The sequence below is a fragment of the Nocardia sp. NPDC005746 genome (assembly GCF_040630785.1).
Lineage (GTDB): Bacteria > Actinomycetota > Actinomycetes > Mycobacteriales > Mycobacteriaceae > Nocardia.
Genome location: NZ_JBEXYE010000001.1, coordinates 732,412 through 752,064, shown reverse-complemented (window position 1 = coordinate 752,064; position 19,653 = coordinate 732,412). Strand labels below are relative to the sequence as shown.

The 19,653-nt window shown below is 67.8% G+C and carries 22 protein-coding genes; 2 read left to right on the top strand and 20 right to left on the bottom strand.

Annotation, left to right across the window (positions count from 1 at the left end):
• Positions 1–158: 158 nt before the first annotated feature.
• From ABZ412_RS03445 to ftsH, 19 genes are all read right to left on the bottom strand, one after another.
• A complete protein-coding gene (locus ABZ412_RS03445; protein WP_357275712.1) occupies positions 159–1,112 on the bottom strand; it encodes a lipase in 954 nt (317 codons plus the stop codon).
• A 41-nt stretch (positions 1,113–1,153) separates the two neighbouring features.
• Positions 1,154–2,107, bottom strand: a complete 954-nt coding sequence (locus ABZ412_RS03440) for a lipase (protein WP_357275710.1) — start codon at positions 2,105–2,107, stop codon at positions 1,154–1,156.
• A gap of 191 nt (positions 2,108–2,298) precedes the next feature.
• Positions 2,299–2,889 (bottom strand): anthrone oxygenase family protein, encoded by a 591-nt coding sequence (locus ABZ412_RS03435; protein ID WP_357275708.1) that lies wholly within the window; start codon positions 2,887–2,889, stop codon positions 2,299–2,301.
• Positions 2,890–3,010: 121 nt separating this feature from the next.
• On the bottom strand, positions 3,011–3,571 hold the full coding sequence (locus ABZ412_RS03430) for an FHA domain-containing protein (RefSeq protein ID WP_357088707.1): 561 nt from the start codon (positions 3,569–3,571) through the stop codon (positions 3,011–3,013).
• Positions 3,572–3,821: 250 nt separating this feature from the next.
• The gene (locus tag ABZ412_RS03425) at positions 3,822–4,184 is read right to left on the bottom strand and encodes an Lsr2 family protein (protein ID WP_357087475.1); all 363 of its coding nucleotides are present in this window, start codon (positions 4,182–4,184) and stop codon (positions 3,822–3,824) included.
• Positions 4,185–4,300: 116 nt separating this feature from the next.
• On the bottom strand, positions 4,301–5,767 hold the full coding sequence (gene lysS / locus ABZ412_RS03420) for a lysine--tRNA ligase (RefSeq protein ID WP_357275961.1): 1,467 nt from the start codon (positions 5,765–5,767) through the stop codon (positions 4,301–4,303).
• A gap of 157 nt (positions 5,768–5,924) precedes the next feature.
• Positions 5,925–6,356 (bottom strand): rhodanese-like domain-containing protein, encoded by a 432-nt coding sequence (locus tag ABZ412_RS03415; RefSeq protein ID WP_357275706.1) that lies wholly within the window; start codon positions 6,354–6,356, stop codon positions 5,925–5,927.
• On the bottom strand, positions 6,353–6,985 hold the full coding sequence (locus ABZ412_RS03410; protein WP_357275704.1) for a cysteine dioxygenase: 633 nt from the start codon (positions 6,983–6,985) through the stop codon (positions 6,353–6,355). The genes ABZ412_RS03415 and ABZ412_RS03410 overlap by 4 nt, the downstream gene beginning before the upstream one ends.
• A gap of 192 nt (positions 6,986–7,177) precedes the next feature.
• Positions 7,178–7,972, bottom strand: a complete 795-nt coding sequence (locus ABZ412_RS03405) for a type III pantothenate kinase (protein ID WP_357087480.1) — start codon at positions 7,970–7,972, stop codon at positions 7,178–7,180.
• A 14-nt stretch (positions 7,973–7,986) separates the two neighbouring features.
• Positions 7,987–8,406 (bottom strand): aspartate 1-decarboxylase, encoded by a 420-nt coding sequence (gene panD / locus ABZ412_RS03400; RefSeq protein WP_357087483.1) that lies wholly within the window; start codon positions 8,404–8,406, stop codon positions 7,987–7,989.
• A 13-nt stretch (positions 8,407–8,419) separates the two neighbouring features.
• On the bottom strand, positions 8,420–9,346 hold the full coding sequence (gene panC / locus ABZ412_RS03395; RefSeq protein WP_357275702.1) for a pantoate--beta-alanine ligase: 927 nt from the start codon (positions 9,344–9,346) through the stop codon (positions 8,420–8,422).
• Positions 9,346–10,350 carry a DUF2520 domain-containing protein gene (locus ABZ412_RS03390; protein ID WP_357275699.1) on the bottom strand — a complete coding sequence of 335 codons (1,005 nt, stop codon included), beginning with the start codon at positions 10,348–10,350 and terminating at the stop codon, positions 9,346–9,348. Before ABZ412_RS03390 ends, panC begins: the two co-directional genes overlap by 1 nt.
• A gap of 189 nt (positions 10,351–10,539) precedes the next feature.
• Positions 10,540–11,541, bottom strand: coding sequence for a DUF6779 domain-containing protein (locus tag ABZ412_RS03385; protein WP_357275697.1), 1,002 nt, complete (start codon positions 11,539–11,541; stop codon positions 10,540–10,542).
• Between the two features lie 69 nt (positions 11,542–11,610).
• Complete coding sequence (locus ABZ412_RS03380; RefSeq protein WP_357275695.1) at positions 11,611–12,078, bottom strand: DUF3180 domain-containing protein; 468 nt, start codon at positions 12,076–12,078, stop codon at positions 11,611–11,613.
• Positions 12,075–12,611, bottom strand: a complete 537-nt coding sequence (gene folK / locus ABZ412_RS03375; protein ID WP_357275692.1) for a 2-amino-4-hydroxy-6-hydroxymethyldihydropteridine diphosphokinase — start codon at positions 12,609–12,611, stop codon at positions 12,075–12,077. The genes ABZ412_RS03380 and folK overlap by 4 nt, the downstream gene beginning before the upstream one ends.
• Before the next feature lie 2 nt (positions 12,612–12,613).
• A complete protein-coding gene (folB, locus tag ABZ412_RS03370; RefSeq protein ID WP_357275690.1) occupies positions 12,614–13,003 on the bottom strand; it encodes a dihydroneopterin aldolase in 390 nt (129 codons plus the stop codon).
• Positions 13,000–13,857, bottom strand: a complete 858-nt coding sequence (folP, locus tag ABZ412_RS03365) for a dihydropteroate synthase (RefSeq protein ID WP_357275958.1) — start codon at positions 13,855–13,857, stop codon at positions 13,000–13,002. The genes folB and folP overlap by 4 nt, the downstream gene beginning before the upstream one ends.
• A gap of 77 nt (positions 13,858–13,934) precedes the next feature.
• Entirely contained in the window at positions 13,935–14,558 is a 624-nt protein-coding gene (gene folE, locus ABZ412_RS03360) for a GTP cyclohydrolase I FolE (protein WP_357275688.1), read from the bottom strand.
• 152 nt (positions 14,559–14,710) lie between these two features.
• Positions 14,711–17,071: an ATP-dependent zinc metalloprotease FtsH gene (gene ftsH / locus ABZ412_RS03355; RefSeq protein WP_357275685.1), complete on the bottom strand. Its 2,361-nt coding sequence runs from the start codon at positions 17,069–17,071 to the stop codon at positions 14,711–14,713.
• A 367-nt stretch (positions 17,072–17,438) separates the two neighbouring features.
• On the opposite strand from ftsH, the gene ABZ412_RS03350 reads away from it, so the two are divergent.
• A complete protein-coding gene (locus ABZ412_RS03350; RefSeq protein WP_357275683.1) occupies positions 17,439–18,305 on the top strand; it encodes a hypothetical protein in 867 nt (288 codons plus the stop codon).
• 58 nt (positions 18,306–18,363) lie between these two features.
• Here ABZ412_RS03350 and ABZ412_RS03345 read toward each other — a convergent pair whose 3' ends face one another.
• Positions 18,364–19,188, bottom strand: a complete 825-nt coding sequence (locus tag ABZ412_RS03345; RefSeq protein WP_357087511.1) for a DUF1266 domain-containing protein — start codon at positions 19,186–19,188, stop codon at positions 18,364–18,366.
• Positions 19,189–19,381: 193 nt separating this feature from the next.
• On the opposite strand from ABZ412_RS03345, the gene ABZ412_RS03340 reads away from it, so the two are divergent.
• Positions 19,382–19,651 (top strand): DUF2277 family protein, encoded by a 270-nt coding sequence (locus tag ABZ412_RS03340; RefSeq protein ID WP_357275681.1) that lies wholly within the window; start codon positions 19,382–19,384, stop codon positions 19,649–19,651.
• Positions 19,652–19,653: the final 2 nt, after the last annotated feature.

Here is a 19,653-nt window from a genome sequence, read left to right as displayed (position 1 = left end):
CTAGTTGCCGGGGGTCACGCACGTCGTCCGTCCACCCTATTGCGAACCGGCGACAGTACGACTCATTCAGTCATAACGGGGCAGTTGCGCGGCTCGTTTCCGAACTCGCTACGCCCACAGCGAACAAGCCGGTCAGTCCGGGAAATCGAACGCGTCGGCTATCCGGTGAGCGGCGGGACGAACTCACACGGGACCGGCCGCGGATGCTCCGGATCGAGAGCGTTGAGCGCGATCATCGCCCCGCGGCGACTCCCCGCGATCGCGAGGTGGTCGGAGTAGTCGATCGGGCAACCGTCCTGCATGAAGAAGTTCGCGACGTTCGGACCGGGCACCAGACCGATCGTGTACGGCACGATCAGCTCGTCGTAGCGGGTGTCCAGGTTGGTGTAGGCCACGGTCGGGTCGTAGACGCCGTCGGCGTTCAGGGCCGTCATGAACGGATCCCCGCCCAGCATCTCCGAGCAGGCCGGGCACACGCCCATGCTGACCGCCGCGTCCACGGTCGCGGCGTCGATCCCCAGCCGCGCGGCGAAGGCCCGGACCATGGCCATGTTGTCGCCGTAGGTGCCGAGCCACGGCGCGGCGATGGCCACGAACTTGTCCACCTGACCCGAACCGCCGAGCCGCTTGATGAAGTACTGGCCGACGATATTGCCCTGCGAATGGGCGATCAGATCCACCTTCAGGGCACCCGTCGCGACCCGCACCCGGGCCACGAAGGCGGCCAGCTGCGCGGAACTGTCCTCGATGGTCCGGAAGCCGCCCATGGCCGACAACGGCCACGGCACATCCAGCGCGCCGTAGGTGAGGGCGAAGACGCAGTAGCCCTCATTGGCCAGCAGCGGCGCGTAGGCGCCCCAGTTGGTCTGCGCCCCACCGGCGGTGCCGTGCACCAGCACCACCGGATCCGGATGCTCCGCGGACGGCGTGCAGTTCCAGTCGTTCGAGCCCGGCAGCGAACCACCGGGATCGGCGAGCTCGTACGGAATACCCGCGAAGAAGTTGAAGCTGACCGGGTACTCGGCGCGAGCGGCACCGCTCGCGGCGATCCCCAGCATCGCGAGTACCGCCAGGATCAACAGCGAACCCGATGTTCCCCGCACCCTTGTCATCGTCCCTCCCGATGCCCCGAATCCCCAGGTGAACCGGCCGGTCAGGCGCCCGTGAAGGGCGGGACGAACTCGCACGGGACCGGACGGGGATGCGCCGGATCCAGGGCGTTGAGCGTCATCATGGCCGCGCGGCGGCTGCCCGCGATGGCCATGTGATCGGAGAAGTCGAGTGCGCAGCCCTCCTGCATCAGGTCGTTGGTGACGTTCGCGCCCGGGACCAGGGCGATCGACGGCCACACCGCCTCGTCGAAATTGGAGGCCAGGTTGGTGTAGGTGACCGACGGATCGAACACGCCGTCGGCGTTCAGGGCGTTCATGAAGGAGGAGTTGCCGAGCATCTCCGGGCAGGCCTGGCAGATGACGCCCATGGTGGCCAGGTTGTCGATCTGGTCGGCGGTCGCGCCGAGCTGCTCGCCGAAGGCCCGGATCACGTTCATCTGATCGCCGAAGATGCCCAGCCACGGGGGCGCGATCGCGGCGAAGTGGTTGACCTTGCCGGCGCCGCCGAGCCGCTTGATGAAGTAGTTGCCGACGGTGTTGCCCTGCGAGTGGGCAACGAAGTCGACCTGGGCGGCACCGGTCGCCGACAGCACCCGGTTCACGAATGCGGCCAGCTGAGCGGCACTTTCGGGGATCGGCTTCATCCCGCCCAGCGCGTTCAACGGCCACGGGACGTCGAGGGCGCCGTAGGTCAGGGCGTACACGCAGTAGCCCTCGTTGGCGAGCAGCGGGGCGTAGGCGCCCCAGTTGGTCTGCGCGCCGCCCGCGGTGCCGTGGATCAGCACCACCGGATCGGGGTGCGCGGCCGTGGGCTTGCAGGACCAGTCATTGGCGCCGGGGAGCGAGCCGCCCGGATTGAGCAGCTCGTTCGGGATACCCGCGAAGAAGCTGAATGTGACCGGATATTCCGCGCGAGCCGTACCGCTCGCGGTGATACCTAATATCGCCAGCACCGCCATGATCAGCAGTGATCCTGGCGTTCCACGCATGGGCATCCTCTGCATGTTCCCTCCCAAATTAGAACGCGTTCTGACAACCTAGCCAGGAAACAAGCACGGAGGATGGATTACTGACGAGTAAGTTCTGAAACCGGTTTCACTACAGGAAAACGGCGATGGCCGGGACCCACAGGCGGCTTGTGTTGCCGCACATCGGGTCCCGGCCACCGCCGGAAAAGCGTGCCGAATTACTGCCGGGCGGAGGGGAATCCGGGCTGCGGGGCGTACTGCGGATACATCGGAGCCACGGCCGGAGCCGACACCGACTTCTGATCCGCCTTGGCGTGCTGCATGCCCGCCACGAACAGGGCACCCGTCAGCACCAGGAAGGCCAGGGTGTGGATCACCGCGCGCACGACGTTCCAAGCCACCCAGGAGCTTTCGAACTGCGACCGCACCGCCGCCAGATCCGGGATCCGATCGACATCACCGGCATTGGCCAGCTGGTTGTTGAGCGGCACGTTCAGGCCGGAGGTCACCGCGAAGGCGATCACATTGAGCGCCAGCGCGACGCCGACCCAGATCAGCGTGGTGCGGGTGTCCTTGCCCAGGTGCAGGGCCGCGGCCAGCACGGTGAACCCGACCGAACCCATGAAGGCGAGCATGAACGGCGGGTTGATGATGACCACGTTGATCTTCTGCATGACGTCGACGAAGGTGCGGTCGTCGGACTGACCCAGAGCCGTCATCACCGAGGTCGCGTAGGCGAAGAAGATACCGGCGGTGAGGCCGGTGGTCAGCGTCGCCGCCACCAGCGCGGCCGTGCGAAGTGCGAACATCGATCTCTCCTGACTGGATCCGCCACCCGAACTCCCGGGCGATCAACTACATCCAGTCAACAGTCCGCGACGCCGGAAACCCATGGCTCAGAAGCTCACCCCCATGCGCGCGGGTCCAGGGTCAGAGATCGCGCTCCGAGATGACGCCCGACTGCATGGCCAGGTTGGCGAGGCGGACGCGCTTCTGGTTCTGCGGCAGATCCTCGACACCGAACTTGGCGAACAGGGCGCGCAGATGGGTCTTGATGGCGTCGACGCTGAGGAAGAGTTCGGCCGCGATCTGCTGGTTCGAGGCGGGCGAGGCGAAGCCGTCGTTGCCGCGCAGGGGGCGGCAGAGCGCGATCAGCACCGACCGCTGGGTCTCGGTGAGCGAGCGGAGCGTGGGCAGCCCGCCGGTCGAGGTCTGCGTGACATCGCCTGCGGCACCGCTGAAGTCGTGGAAGGTGACCCGCGAGGTGCCCATCCGGATGACATCCCCCGGCTGCAATCGATGCCGCCCGACCAGGCGGTCACCGTTTACGAAGGTGCCGTTGCGGGACAGGCCGTCGTCCACGATGGTCCAGTGCGCGCCCAGGTACTCCGCGGTCGCGTGCAGGCGCGACACCTCGGCGTCCCAGAACAGCGACAGATCGGCCTGCGGGGAGCGGCCGATGGTGATCCGGGGCTGGTCGGAGGACAGCATCAACTCGTGCTGGCGTCCCTCTTGGTCCTTGACCCGGAGGAAGGAACCGTGGAAAGCGGTCACTGTGCCGATACCTCTTCTCTACACCCAGCCAGTGACGTCGTCTGCACGTTTCAATGGTGCCTGGCCACCCCGGGCAGTAGCAAGATCGCAGTTGATCCTCTGGTTATACGCAAAGCGTATGAATAAACCACTGCCGCCCGGGTCGCACGAACACCCGGACGGCAGTCGAATCGGCGACTAGCGGACACTAGTTCTTAGCGGCGGCCTTGTTGTAAGCCTCGGTGATGTCAGCGGAGATACGACCACGGGCGGACACCTTGTGTCCATTCCGGCGAGCCCATTCACGAATGGCCGCGCTTTGTTCACGGTCGATCGAGACCCGGTTCTTCGGTCCCGCGGCCGGAGCGCCGGCCACCTTGGTGCGACGCCGTCCGCTCGTACGCCGAGCGGCCGAAACCCAAGTCTCCAGACCCTCCCGAAGCTTGGCCGCATTCGCCGTCGACAAGTCGATCTCGTACGAGACGCCATCGATAGCGAACTCGATGGTCTCGTCCGCGATGGACTCACCGTCGACATCGTCGATCAAGCTAACGGTGACCTTCTTTGCCATGAGATGAACGTCCTCTCGAAATCGTGCGACCCACATAGTCAGGCCGATTACCCGACGCCAGAATACCGCTAATTCCGATAGTCCCAGAACAGGGCCCGGAAATGCAATCCGGAGAACTAACGGGCGGCCGGCCGCACAATTGGAAAGAGTATCGTTTCCCGGATTCCGTGGCCAGTCAGGGCCATCAGCAAACGATCGATACCCATACCGGTTCCGGTAGTGGGGGGCATACCGTGCTCCATCGCAGCGAGGAAGTCCTCGTCCAGGCGCATGGCCTCGTCGTCACCGGCCGCCGCCAAACGCGCCTGATCCATGAAACGTTCCCGCTGGATCACCGGATCCACCAGTTCCGAATAGCCGGTGGCCAGTTCGAAGCCGCGCACGTACAGGTCCCACTTCTCGGTAACCCCGGGCTTGCTCCGATGCTGACGGGTCAGCGGCGAAGTCTCCACCGGGAAGTCGCGCACGAAAGTCGGGGCGTAGAGCTTGTCGCCGTAGACGTGCTCCCACAGTTCCTCGACCAGTTTGCCGTGACCGTAGCCCTTACCCTGCGGAATTTCCAGACCGACCCGATCCGCGAGCGCCAGCAATTCCTCCACGGAAGTTTCCGGGGTGACCTCGGTACCGATCTGCTCGGACAGCGACGGGTACATCTCGACGGTCGCCCACTCGCCGGACAGATCGTATTCGGTGCCGTCGGCCAGCGTCACCACCTGCGTGCCGTAGACCTCCTGCGCGACTTCCTGGATCAATTCGCGCATCATCACGGCGGAATCGTCGTAGGTGCCGTACGCCTCGTAGGTTTCCAGCATTGCGAACTCGGGCGAATGGGTGGAGTCCGCGCCCTCGTTGCGGAAGTTCCGGTTGATCTCGAAGACCTTCTCGATGCCGCCCACCACGCAACGCTTCAGGAACAGCTCCGGCGCGATGCGCAGAAACAGCTCCATGTCGAGCGCGTTGGAGTGGGTGGCGAACGGACGGGCCGCCGCGCCGCCGTGGATGGTCTGCAGCATCGGGGTCTCGACCTCGAGGAATCCCCTGCGCTCCAACGCGTTTCGCAGCGCGCGCACCGCGGCGACGCGGGTGCGGGCCATCTCACGCGCCTCCGGGCGCACGATCAGGTCGACATAGCGCTGCCGGACCCGGGACTCCTCGTTCATCTCCTTGTGCGCCACCGGCAGCGGGCGCAGCGACTTCGCCGCCATCTCCCAGGAGTCGGCCATGACGCTCAATTCGCCACTGCGCGAGGCGATCACCTCACCGTGCACGAATACGAAGTCACCCAGGTCGACATCGGCCTTCCAGGCCGCCAGCGACTCCGCGCCGACCCCGTTCAGGCTGATCATCGCCTGCAGCTTGGTGCCGTCGCCCTCCTGCAGGGTGGCGAAACACAACTTGCCGGTATTGCGGACGAAAATGACGCGACCCGCGATCCCGACCGTCTGACCGGTCTGGGTATCGGGCGCCAGCTCCGGGTGCGCCGCCCGAATTTCGGCGAGCGTGTGGGTGCGGTCCACCACCACCGGATAAGCCTCGCGACCCTCCCCCAGCAACCGTTCCCGCTTCTCCTGGCGAATCCGCATCTGCTCGGGGACGTCATGCTCCACCGCGGGCGCCACGGCACGCTTTTGCCCAGCGGAAACGGTGGTGCTTGCAGAAGAAGAAGAGGGAGGGGTGCTCACGGGTACCCAGCCTATCCTGCGGCGGAAACCTTTTTCACTCCCCCGCCTCCGTCGAAAGCTACAGCCACGCCAGGGTGGCGACCTCGCGTTCGAAGTGGGGCGCCGAGGCGGCGACGGTCAGCAGGCCGGCGGCCTTGAGCGCCTGATATCCGCCCTCCAGGTCGGTGGCGCGGCGCAGGCCGAGCTGCTGCAGGGAGGCGGCGGCCAGGCTGGAGGTGTAGCCCTCCGAGCAAACGACGATCCATTCCACGTCGTGGTGCTCGGCCATTGCCAAACGCGCGGAACTGGACGGATCCAAACGCCATTCCAGGACATTCCGCTCGATGACCAGCGCGCCCGGCAGGGTGCCCTCGCGCAGGCGCTGCGCCTGCGGGCGAATATCCACCAGAATCGCGCCGCGGGCGATGGCCTGCGGCAATTCGATCGGGAGCAGGCGACGCAGCTGCTGGCGCGCCTGGGCGAGCATGCCGTCGATCGTCAAGTGGGTCATTCGAGTTCGCCTTCGGGCTGGTCGGTGAGGACGGTACGGGTGCGCCGCAGGGTGCCGTGGCCGGTGACCTCGTAATAGGACATGGCCGTCAGCGGCGGCGAATAGGCGTGCACGCTCAGGGTCGGATTCAGTGGACCGGTGATGCCCGCCTCGGATGCTCCATCAATGGATTCAGCGGGGGCCCGCACCACGTCGTGCACCCAGCCGAGCGGGAAGGAGGCCTGGTCGCCGGCGGTGAGAGTGCGGCGGCGCAGGTCCCGGCCGTTCCAGCGGTATTCCGAGAGCGCGCCGGACAGCACGGTCAGCGCGCCCAGCGAGCCCGCGTGGTCGTGCAGTTCGGTGTACTTGCCCTCCACCCAGCTGATCAGCCAGACATCGACCTCGTCGTCCGCGACAAGCCTTGCGGCCCAGCGGTTCTCGGTGGGCCACAGACCGCCGTCGGGCAGCAGGTGATCGTAGCGGCCCTCCAGCACGTCCTGGGCGCCCTCATCGGTCAGGCGCAGCAGGTCGGCCGGACGCAGCCGGGTGGGCAGGGCGGAGGCGGTGGCGCGCTCGGTCACCTCGGGCAGCAGGCCCGACGTGGCGGCGGCACGCGAATCGACAGGTAAGGAAAGAACAGAGGAACGCATGAGCGCATCTCCAAGAAGTGTGAAAGTGGCCGGGGGCTATACGAAGCCTCGACGACCGTCGAGGCGAATCAGCCTCGACAACACTCCTGGGTGCTCACACGGAAAGACACGAGGGCGAGTTTAACAGCGGATCGCCGGGAATCACCAGGCCCCCCGGCGACGACTGCGTCACTTTTATTCCACCCGGTCGGTTCAGGGGCGGGTACGGCGCGCCTGATTGCGCTCGTACACCAGCCGCAGGCCGTCCAGGGTCAGGTTCGGCTCGTGATGCTCGATGGTCTCCGACTCCGGCACGATCAGCGGCGCCGTCGCACCCGTCGCCACCACCGCCACATCGTCGCCGGAGAAGGCGTCGATATCGCGGATCCGGTCGATCAGGCCGTCCACCAGGCCCGCGAAACCGAAGATGGCGCCCGACTGCAGGCACTCCATGCTGTTCTTGCCCACCACCGACCGCGGCCGGGTAAGTTCCGCGCGCCGCAGCGCACTGCGGGAGATCAGCGCCTCGGTGGAAATCTCCACACCCGGCGCGATACTGCCGCCCAGGAATTCGCCCTTCGCCGACACCAGGTCCACACAGATGGCGGTCCCGAAGTCCACCACGATGGCCGGAGATTGGAAACGGTGATATGCCGCAAGACAATTCACGATCCGGTCCGCGCCGACCTCTTTGGGATTGTCCACCAGCAATGGAATACCCGTGCGCACACCAGGCTCCACGAGCACATGCGGCACATGACCCCAATAGCGCGAGAGCATCTCGCGTAGCTCACGCAGCACCGGCGGCACCGTGGACAGCGCCGCGACACCCACCACCTGATCGGCGTCCGCGCCGATCAGGCCGCGCACCTGCAGCGCGAACTCGTCCGCGGTCAACAACGGATTGGTGTGCATCCGCCAGTGCCGGGCCAGCTTCGCGTGCTCTCCGCTGCCGGAGAACAGGCCCAGCTCGATGCTGGTGTTGCGGACGTCGATACAGAGCAGCATGCCCGCCCCGCCGCTCAGGCCATCGTGAGCGAACGCGGCGAGATCAGGTCCGAGCCCTCCGGGGCGTGCGCCGGATCGGTGCCCAGCTCGATCGGGCGATTGCGCTCATCGACGAAAACCACGTGCGGAGCGTAGTTCTCGAGCTCCTTCGCGTCCATCATGCCGTAGGCGATGAGGATCACCAGGTCGCCCGGGTGCACGAGATGCGCTGCCGCGCCGTTGATTCCGATCACGCCGGAACCGCGCTCACCGGCGATCACATAGGTCTCGAGGCGGGCCCCGTTGGTGATGTCGACAATGCTGACCTTCTCACCCTCGAGCAGGTCGGCGGCATCGAGCAGGTCCTGGTCCACGGTCACCGAACCCACATAGTGCAGATCGGCGTGAGTCACCGTGGCGCGGTGGATCTTCGACGTCATCATGGTGCGCAACATCGTCGTCGCCTTCCTACTGGGTCGCCTGGGCAGGCTGGTCGGGAACGGTGGGCAGGCCGTCGAGGGCCTGTCCGACGGGAACATGCATGTTGTCGATCAGGCGGGTGCTGCCGATCCGGGCCGCGACCAGCAGCCGGGCATTGCCGGTCGGCCACGCCTCGGAGAAATCTGAGCCGCGCAGGGTCAGGTAGTCGACCTCGATATCGGGCGCCGTATCCAGCACCGACTGCGCGGTCTCCAGCACGGCCTCCGGGCCACGGCCCGCCGCGTGCCGGCCGGCCAGCAGCGCGGCCGACAGGGTGGTGGCCAGCTCGCGCTCCTCGGGGTTCAGGAAGCGGTTGCGCGAGGACAGCGCCAGACCGTCGGCCTCGCGAATGGTGGCCGCGGGCACCACCTTCACGTCCATATTGAGATCCACCACCATCTGGCGGATCAGGGACAGCTGCTGGTAGTCCTTCTCACCGAAGAACGCCTCGTGCGGCTGACAGATATTGAGCAGCTTCGACACCACGGTCAGCACGCCGGAGAAATGACCCGGACGGGTAGCGCCCTCGAGGATGTCGCCGTACGGACCGGCCTGCACGGTGGTGCGGGGACCGAACGGGTACATGTCCTGCGCGCTCGGCGCGAAGACCAGCTCCACACCCTCGCCGCGCAGCAGCTCCACATCCGCGTCCAGGGTGCGCGGGTACTTGTCGAGATCCTCGTTCGCGCCGAACTGCAGCGGATTCACGAAGATCGACACGATCACGGTGGTGTTGGTGACCTTCGCCAGCCGCACCAGCTCCAGATGGCCCTCGTGCAGCGCGCCCATGGTCGGAACCAGCGCGACCCGGCGGCCCACCGAACGCAACGCCTTCACGACCTTGGTCATGACGGCCGGATCGTGGTGCACGGTCAGCTCGCCGCGCTTGTACGTTCCGATCAGCTTGGGGTCCATCAGTGTCCTTTCTCCGGCCGGTCGGGGGCCTCCGTGGTTACGTTTCGCTGCCGCCTCCGGCCCTGACCGCCCGGCCCGGGTCCTTCCAACAGATCGATGAGAGCGGGATTGGTGCGGGCGCGCTCGGCCGCGCGCAGCGACTGGGCCCGATAGCCGGCGGCCAGGCGCGGATCCAGCGCCTCGAAAGCCTCCAGGTGCGCGGCCACCGCGGCCACGTCACCGCGGGCGACGGGACCGGTCAACGCGGCCGGGCCGCGCCGCAGGGCATTGTCGAGAGCCGCCGAGGCCAGCGGGGCGAGCACGCGCTCGGCCAGGCCGTTCGGCTGATCGTCCACGATCTGCTGACCCAGCAGACCCGGACCGGACAGGGCCGCGCGCAGCGCCTCCACCGCGTCCACGATCAGGGTCACCAGATGGTTGCTGCCATGCGCCAGAGCCGCGTGATAGAGGGTGCGGTTCTCCTCCGCCACCCGCACCGGCTCGCCGCCCATCTCGATCACCAGCGACTGCGCGATGGCGTAGCCGATGTCGTCCGCGGCGGTCACGCCGAAGCAGGCGTTCGCCAGCCGGGCCACATCCTCGTCGTGCCCGGTGAACGTCATGGCCGGGTGAATCGCCAACGGCAACGCGCCCAGCTCGGTCAAGGGCGCCAGCACTCCGACACCGTTCGCACCCGAGGTGTGCACCACGATCGTGCCCGAGCGCACCGCGTGCGCGGCCGCCAATCCCGCGACCAGACCGGGCAACTCACTGTCCGGAACGGCGAGAACCAGCAGTTCACTGCGGGCCGCCACCTCCTCGGCCGGCAGGATGCGAGAATCCGGCAGGCGCGTGGTGGCACGCCGCACCGAGGCGTCCGAAATCGCGGACACCCCGAAAACGACATGGCCGGCACGCTCCAGTGCCACACCCAGTGCTGAGCCGACGCGTCCCGCCGAGACGATTCCCACCGTCAACCGTGCAGGCGCAGGATCGGTCCCGCAGACATCCTTGTCCGAGGTCACTTCGTCCTCTCGAAAGTCGTTCCAGTCCCGCCATGCGGGTACCGGACGTTACGAGAGCGAGAATATCGCCGCCGATTCGCCAGAGCTACCCAGTGTGGGATAGGCAACTCTCGCAACTCTCAGGGGCACGCCCCCGGCCCCCTCGGGACTCGCGGGGGCACGCCCCCACACCCCTATCGGACCACCGCTCTAGTTGCTGCTCTCCGACTTCAGGTTGGCCATGATCTCGGCGACCGAGAGGCGCTGGGTGCCTTCGGGGTCGGCGCTGTCGTCGCGGCGACGGCGGCGGGAAGTGGCTCGGCCGACGGGGACGGCGGCGGCGGGCTCGGGGGCCAGGCGCGGGACCGGGGTGGCGGTGCCGCCGTTGCCGTTCCCGGTGGCGTGGCCGTTGGTGGCGGGTTCGGGCTCCGGAGTTTCGGCCGTGGCGGCGGGGGCCTCCGGCTCGGCGGCCGGGGGCTCGGGGGCCGGGTCGGCGGCACGTTCGGCCTCGTAGTCCTGGCGCATGGCGTCGGTGATGATCGAGGTTTCGGCGGTGACCGGGTCGTCGAAGGGGGTGGCGAAGGCCGGGGGCTCGGGGTGGGAGGGGTCGAATTTGGGGGCGATGCGGGCGCGCGGATCGTCCTCGTCCTCGGCCTGATCGGGCGACGACCACGGGTCCCAGGGGTCCGCGTTCGGCCAGTTATCGTTCGCCGCTTCCGGAGCCGTCACCGTGTCGCCACCCGGAAGTTCTTGGACGCGAACGGCATCGGCCCGCAGGGCGGGGCGCTCGGAGGGCAGGTCGCCGTCGAAGAGGCGCTGCAGGCTCTCGCGCAGGACCGTCAGTTCGGCGCGCAGCGCGGCCATTTCCGCGGCGTCCGCGCCGACCTCGTGGCGGACCCGGGTCTCCACGCCCAGCTCGTATTCGCGGCGGGCAGCAACCTCGCGTTCCAGCTGCAGTTGGTAGACCTTCTGGAGGTCGCCCACTTTCGCCTTGTCGACGGCCGCCTCCCTGCGATAACGGGTGGCGGCGAGGGCGCCGATGGCGGCCGCCCAGAGCGCCGCGACCAAGCCCACCCGGATCAGGTGGAGGTTGTCACTGAAGACCAGGAAAACGCTGGCAACCAGTCCGAGGAGAAGCAGAAAGCCGGTGAAGAACTTTCCCGCATCCTCCCGGCGGCGACGGGAAGCACTGCTACGGGAGGGTGAAACCATGTCCGCCAGCGTAGCGTGATCTTCCGGGCACGTCCTCGACCTTGGCGATGAAGAGCGCGATTCCGTTAGCTATGAAGTAGCCGCCTCGTCGGGCGGCTCGATGGGCGCGCGACAGCAATACTCCAGCCACAACGCCGCCCCGACCAGCGCGATACCGCTGACCAGACCCACCACCGTGCCCGGCGTATCCGCCGTCGCCGCGCGCAGATCCGAATGCATGGCCAGCCACACCAGGAAACCCAGCCAGATCCCGCCCACCAGCGAGCCCACCTGCGCCGACGCCTTGGCCAGCGCCACCGCGCGGGCCGCCGTGATCGGATGCAGCTGCCCCGAACCGGGACCGATCCCGTGATTGTCCTTACGCTGCCGGATCACGAAGGCGAGCACCACCTCCAGCAGCGCCACCGGCAGCAGCGACGCGCCCGAGAACACCGAGATCGGCGGGAAGCTGGAGTACGCCACATTGGTGGCGATCCACGCCACCACCGCGGCCAGCAGCACGTTCGCGCACAGATCGAGAATGCGAGTCGGCTTCACCGCGGCGTCCAGCCCAACGTCAACTCGGTGCGGCGCACGCCCAGCACCTCGGCGCCGTCCAAGGCGGACAGCCACTCTCGCAGCGAGCGCAGCGCCCCGGCCGCCTCCAGTTCCGCGTCCGGCTCCACCTCGAGCCACGGCACCAGCACGAACGCCCGGTGATGCGCCTGCGGGTGCGGCAGCGTCAGCACCGGATCCAGACTGCGCACCACGGTCCGGCCGTCGCGGCGGCGCTGCTCGGCGGACACCACGTCCACGTCGAGAGTGCGCGCGCCCCAGCGGACTTCCCGGACCCGGCCCGCCGCCTGCTCCAGCTCCTGGCCCAGGCGTAGCCAGTCCGAGGGTTCCAATGCCGGATCGTCGGCCACCAGGACGGCATTCAGGTAGTCCTGCTGCGGCACCCCGCCCCAGGGCGGCGTCGAGTACACCGACGAGACCGCCACCAGGCGCGGGCCCAGTGCCTCCACGACACTGCGCAGATGCGCCAGCCGGTCGCCGAGATTGGATCCGATGGACAGGACTACGCGGGTCACCGCTACTCCTCCGCTCCCTCAGGGTCTGCTGCGCGCCGACGGGACGTGACTACCCGGACGTCTTCGAAGGTATGCGGAATCGGCGCGAAAGGCTTGTGCAGCACCACTTCCAGCGCCTGGATGCGGGAATCGGCCATCACCTCGTCGGCGATGTTCGAGACCACCGTCTCGATCAGGTCCTTCGGCTCGCCCGCCACGATGGCCACCACCTGCTCGGCGAGTTCGCCGTAGTGGATGGTGTCGGCGATGTCGTCGGATTTCGCGGCGACCGAGAAGTCGGTCCAGAGCGTGAGATCCACGACGAACTCCTGGCCGTCGCGCTTCTCGAAGTCGAACACCCCGTGGTGGCCGAAGACGCGCAGGCCGCGCAATTCGATCCGGTCCCCGCTCACTGCCGCTGCCCCGCTTCCCGCCGATACCGCTCCCGCAGCCGCCGCGCGGCCCGGGTGGTGGCGTCCACCACCGAAATCGCGTCCAGAGACGACCGCACGTCGTGCACCCGCACGCCCCACGCGCCGTGCTCGGCGGCCAGCGCGGAGATCGTGGCCGTGGCCACCTCGCGGCCGTCGGGCGGACGCGGGGTCTCGCCCTCGGCCAGCAGCGCGCCGAGGAAACGCTTGCGGGAGGCCCCGATCAGGATCGGGATCCCGGCGTCCATCATCTCGGTCATGCGATAGAACAAGCCGCCCAGCAACTCCCAGTTGTGGTCGGCGTTCTTGGCGAAGCCCAGACCCGGATCCAGCACCAGCTGTTCCGGGGCGACGCCGCCGGCGAGCGCGAACTCGACCTGGGCGTTGAGCTCCTCCCACACCTTCGACACCACGTCGTCGTACTGCTCGGCGGGCCCGGCGTGCCGGTAGTCCGCCTCGGCGCGCCAGTGCATGAGGATCCACGGAATCCCGGACTCCGCGACCACTTTCACCATGTTCGTGTCGGCGCGACCGCCGGACACGTCGTTGACCATGGTCACGCCCGCCGCGATCGCCGCCGCGGCCACATCGGACCGCATGGTGTCCACGCTGGTCGGCACACCCGCCGCGGCCAGCTCCCGGATCACCGGAACCACCCGCGCCGCTTCGGTTTCCGGATCGATCCGGATTGCGCCCGGCCGCGTCGACTCACCGCCGACATCGACGATGTCCGCGCCCATCTCGTACAGCTCGAGCCCGTGCGCCACCGCCAGACCCGGATCCAGGTAGCGGCCGCCATCGGAGAACGAATCGCTGGTGACGTTCACGACGCCCATGACCACGCACGAGCGGCCCCCACGAGGAACAACCAATTCGGCCCCCCGCGTACCGCTCTCGGCCATGGTCAGCCCGCTCACTTTCGGAGAATGAGGTCCAGGGCCTCGGCGCGCGAGGAGGCATTGCTCTGCAGCATGCCGCGCACGGCCGAGGTGGTGGTGGACGCGCCCGGCTTGCGGATGCCGCGCATCGCCATGCACAGGTGCTCGGCCTCGATCACCACGATCGCGCCGCGCGGATCCAGCTTCTCCATCACCGCGTCGGCGATCTGGGAGGTGAGCCGCTCCTGCACCTGCGGGCGCTTGGCGTAGAGGTCGACCAGACGGGCCAGCTTGGACAGACCGGTCACCCGGCCGTGCGGGCCGGGGATGTAGCCGACGTGCGCGACGCCGTGGAACGCCACCAGGTGGTGTTCACAGGTCGAGTACATGGGGATGTCGCGCACCAGCACCAGTTCCTGGTGCCCTTCCTCGAAGGTGGTGTTGAGGACGTCGGACGGATTGGTGAACAAGCCCGCGAACATCTCGCGGTAGGCCCGGGCCACCCGGGCCGGGGTATCGGCGAGACCGGGACGGTCCGGGTCCTCGCCGACCGCGATCAGCAGTTCGCGGACAGCGGCCTCGGCACGCTCCTGATCGAACTGCCGACCGGTGTCGAGCGCGATCGGGCCGGATACGACACGATTGTTGGTGGCCGACAATCGACACCTCCTGTGTTGACTTGCCGCACATACAGACGCGGCCTGGACGCGGTCGCCGTGCCACTCGGGCGAGTCCTTCGCGTGGGCAATCGCCCCGCGAACGAACTCGCCCGAGCCGGGCCGCGAACCCCTAGAGCGTATCGGGACCGCGGTCAGCGACGACCGTTCGGTCCGTCCCAACCGTTCTTCTCGTCCTCGTCATTCCCGGCGGCGGGCGACGCGGCCGGGGACTCCGGCTGCTGATAGCCCGGCTGGTACTGACCGCCCGGCTGATACCGCTGGTTACCCGCGGGCGCCCAGCCGCCGTACGCGCCGCGCGGCTGCGGGGCCTGACCCTCGTCCTCCTGCGGCGGCCAGCCCGGCGCGGACCAGCCGGCCGGAGCGCCGTAGTCCGGACGCGAACCGTGCGTGGGCGTGCCGTGGCGGGGGTAGGCCGGAGCCTGCGGCGCCACCGGGTAGCCCTGCGGCGCGGGGGCCGGATAGCCGCCGCCGTACTGCGGCTGCGCACCGGCGTAGGCCGGATCCGGGTACCCGTTGGCGGGCTGCGCCGCCGGGCGCGACTCCTCCTCCGGGAACGGCTCACCGCGCTCGGCGGCCAGCTCGCGCGGCGTCTTCACCGGCGGGCGGTCGGAGGGCTTGCGCTCACCGAAATCGTTGAAAGCCGTGATGCGCGGCCGCTTCTCGACGGTGGCGAGGATGGTCTCGAGGTCCTTGCGGTGCAGGGTCTCGCGTTCCAGCAGCGCGGTGGCCAGCGAGTCCAGCTCGTCGCGGTAGTCGTTGAGCACCGACCAGGCCTCGGTGTGCGCGGCCTCGATGAGGTTGCGCACCTCCTCGTCGATCTCGCGGGCCACCTCGTGCGAGTAGTCCGAACCCATGCCCATGGACCGGCCCAGGAACGGGTCGCCCTGCTCCTGGCCGTAGCGGACCGCGCCCAGGCGGGCGCTCATGCCGTACTCGGTCACCATGGCCTTCGCGGTCTTGGTGGCCTGGTCGATATCGGACGACGCACCCGTGGTCGGCTCGTGGAACACCAGTTCCTCGGCCGCGCGACCACCCATGGCGAACACCAGGCGGGCGATCATCTCCGAGCGGGTCATCAGGCCCTTGTCGTCCTCGGGCACGGTCATGGCGTGGCCGCCGGTGCGGCCGCGAGCCAGGATGGTGACCTTGTAGACGGGCTCGATATCGGGCATCGCCCAGGCGGCCAGGGTGTGACCGGCCTCGTGGTAGGCGGTGATCTTCTTCTCGTGCTCGCTGATCACCCGCGACTTGCGGCGGGGGCCGCCGATGACGCGGTCGACCGACTCCTCCAGGGCCGCACCGGTGATCACGGTGCCGTGCACGCGCGCGGTGAGCAGCGCGGCCTCGTTGATGACGTTCGCCAGATCCGCGCCCGACATGCCGACGGTGCGCTTGGCCAGCCCGTCCAGGTCGGCTTCCGGCGAGATCGGCTTGCCCTTGGAGTGCACGGCCAGAATCGCGCGGCGGCCCTTGAGGTCCGGGTTGCCGACCGGGATCTGCCGGTCGAAACGACCCGGACGCAGCAACGCCGGGTCCAGGATGTCGGGCCGGTTGGTGGCCGCCATGATGATGACGCCGGTGCGCTCACCGAAGCCGTCCATCTCGACCAGCAGCTGGTTCAGGGTCTGTTCACGCTCGTCGTGACCGCCGCCCAGGCCCGCGCCGCGCTGGCGGCCGACCGCGTCGATCTCGTCGACGAAGATGATGCAGGGGCTGTTCTGCTTCGCCTGATCGAACAGGTCACGCACGCGGGATGCGCCGACACCGACGAACATCTCGACGAAGTCCGAACCGGAGATGGTGAAGAACGGCACGCCCGCCTCACCGGCAACGGCCTTGGCCAGCAACGTCTTTCCGGTGCCGGGCGGGCCGTAGAGCAGCACGCCCTTGGGGATCTTCGCGCCCAGCGCCTGGTAGCGCGCCGGCTGCTGCAGGAAGTCCTTGATCTCCTCGAGCTCTTCGATGGCCTCGTCGGCGCCCGCCACATCCTGGAACGTGGTCTTGGGCATGTCCTTCGACAGCAGCTTGGCCTTCGACTTGCCGAAGCCCATCATGCCGCCGCGGCCGCCGCCCTGCATGCGCGACATCACGAAGATGAACAGGCCCAGCAGGATCACCATGGGCAGCATGAAGAGCAGGATCTGGCTCAGCCACGAGTCCTGCTTGACCGAGGTGTTCACCTTGGCGCCGGAATCCTGTGCGGCCTTGAACATCTGCGCGGACACCTCACCGCCGCCCGGATACTTGGCGAGCAGCTTGGTCTCGCCCTTGGTCGCGTCGGTGGGATTCTTCAGCGTGATGCGCAACTGCTGTTCTTTGTCGTCGATCTGAACCGATTCGACATTCTGCTTGTCCTGCAGCTGGGACAGCGCCACCGAAGTATCGACGCTATGCCAGCCGCGCGTGTCGTTGCTGAAATAGCTGACCAACCAGATCACGAGCAGAAAGCCCGCGACTATGGCCAGGTTGCGGAACACATTCTTGCGGGTCATAGAGCGTCGGCCGGAGGCCAGTCCTTTCCGGGGGGTGTATCCGGTTGCCTGCTGTGCTTTCGGGGCACGCCCGTTCCGGCGAACGGATGCGGACATGCCACGGTACCGCGTACGGTCTAGTCGTTACATCGCGCAGTTCGGCAGCTAGTGCAGTTCAACAGGTAAACGGCTGGAGAACGCGGGTGGTTCCCCGACCACTTGCGGCAACACGTCGGTTCGATCACCCCCTGGTGTCGGACCTCGTGGTCACAATCATGGCATGGTCGTTACATCGTGAGTGGCGACACAACAGAGCGCAGGGGGTATGGACATAGTCGAGCTACGGACACCCACGGCGATTGTGCGTCATGGCAACGGGCGGTTGACGGTGCTGCGACCTGGAACGGACGGCGAGCGCGTGCTCGACGTGCCGGTGAGCGACCTGCTGAAGGTTCGTTTGAACCGGCGCGCCGATGACGCCGTCGTCATCGAGATCTATCTCCGCTACCCCACCCCGGTCCTGACCGGAGTCCCCGCCGACCGGACCCCGCTGCCGGTGCTCATCGCCGAACACGATGTGCCCGCCGCGACCGTCATCGTCGAGCGGATCAACAACCAGATCCTGGCCACCCAGCGGCTGGACGTGGCCGCCCCCGATCTGACCCCGCCCGCGCCCTCCTGGGGTCGCAGCGGACCCGCTCGCGCCGACGTGGACCGCGCGGTGCGGCGCATGGCCCCCAAGCGGGACGTCAAGCCCGCGATCGCGGCATTGCAGCGGTTCGTCACGCCCGGCGAGTACGTACTGGAGACCGCCCTGGTCACCGCGCAGGCGCCCGCGCCCAAGGCCACCGGCCTGCTCGCGGTCACCACCACGCGGCTGATCTTCGTGGCCCTCGGGCTGGGCAAGCGTTTCGCCCACGAGCTACCGATCGCGACCCTGCTGTGGGCGCGCACCACCGACGACGAGGACGCGGCGGACTCCGCTCCGGGCGAATACGGTCTCGAGGTCAGTGACGGCAATCTGATCTGGAATTTCCTCGGCACCGATCGCGCCGATACCGATCGGGTCGCGGGCGCGTTGAATTTCGCCATTCAGCGCGAGGTCGCCGACGGTGCGGCCGGGCCGGCCGATCCGGGCGTGGCGAAGCTGTACTCGGAGTGGGAATTGCTGGTCGAGCGCCATTCGCTCGGCATGGTCGACGACGCGCAGTTCCAGCGTTACGGCCGCGGAATTCTGCGGTCCCTGCCGGACTGATCGACACCGCCGGACCGCGGCACGGGTTTGGGGGCGAATGGCCCCCGAACCGGGGATGTCATTCGTCCGGCTGCAGCGTGATCCGCCGCCACGGGCTGGTCGGACGCATCCACAGGCGTAGCAATTCCATGCGCCGATCCACGCCACCGGATTTCAGTTCCGCGAGGTCCTCGCAGGCCTGCCAGTAGGTCCACCCGGCCAGATAGGCGTCGCCGAATTGCCGCCAGTTGCGGTATTTGCGCTGGGCCGGGGGCAGGGCCCGCATCAGGTAGTCCCAGGCGACGTCGGCGTCGAGGTAGCCGGCGGTATAGGCCATGCGGGCGACAGCCACCACACGGGCCAGATCCCAGGCCTGGATATCGGTGGGCAGCGGGCGGACCAGGTGGTCGGTGAGACCGAGTTTGATGGCCTGCGACCAGATATCGTAATCGCGGACCAGGGCTTCGGGATTCTCCATGCCGCGGAAAGATCCGACCTGGCGTAGGAAGGCGCGATGACGATCCGCGCGTTCGCCGAAGCGGTCGCGTTCAGGGGAGTTGATCGCCGCCATGACGAGCGGATGCACGAGCGCGTAGAGCGGGCCGTGCATGCCATCGAGCAGCTGTTCCATCGAGGCCATGGCCTCGGTGCCGTCGGTGATGCCCCAGGCTCCGGTGAGGGTGTCGATGGCAAGTTCGCGGCGATCGCCCAAGGGGTGGTCGCGTTCGGGTCCGAGCAGCAGCGCGTCGTGGAAGGCGTCCCAGCGCGCTGAATAGAAGCCGCCGAGCGCCAGTGCGCGCAGTTCGTCGTCCGAGACCTGCGCACCGGACCAATGATCGTCTTCGCGCTGGTCCAGCTCCGGATAGGGAAATGTGGTCAGCGTGGGTACGTCGCGGGCGGGCATAACCCGATTGTTCCCCATCGATCTTGGAGTGGCCGCCTATTCGCCGATCGCGTCTGCCACACCCGTCGCGGCGGGTGCGAATAATCGGCAAACCATTCGGTCCGTAATTTCGGCGGCCCGGCACGACACAGTCACGCAATTGTCTGAATCTTGCCCTGTCACAGCGGGTAATCCGACGCTAACCTCTGGGGGCATGAGTGGGAACATCACCCTGCTGCGCGGTCTCACACCGGCCGCCACCGAGCAGGAAATCTATGCCGCCGCACAGGAATACGTGCGGAAAGTCGGCGGGGTGTCGGGATTGACAACGGCCACCAAGACGGCGGTGGACAAGGCGGTCGCGGCAATCGCCGCGGCCACTACCCAATTGCTGGCCGAATTACCGGAACGCCGGGCCTCGGAGGGCGAACCGCCCACCCGTCGCCGGGCCGCCCGGGAGGCCATCGCGGAGGAGGCGAGCTGAGG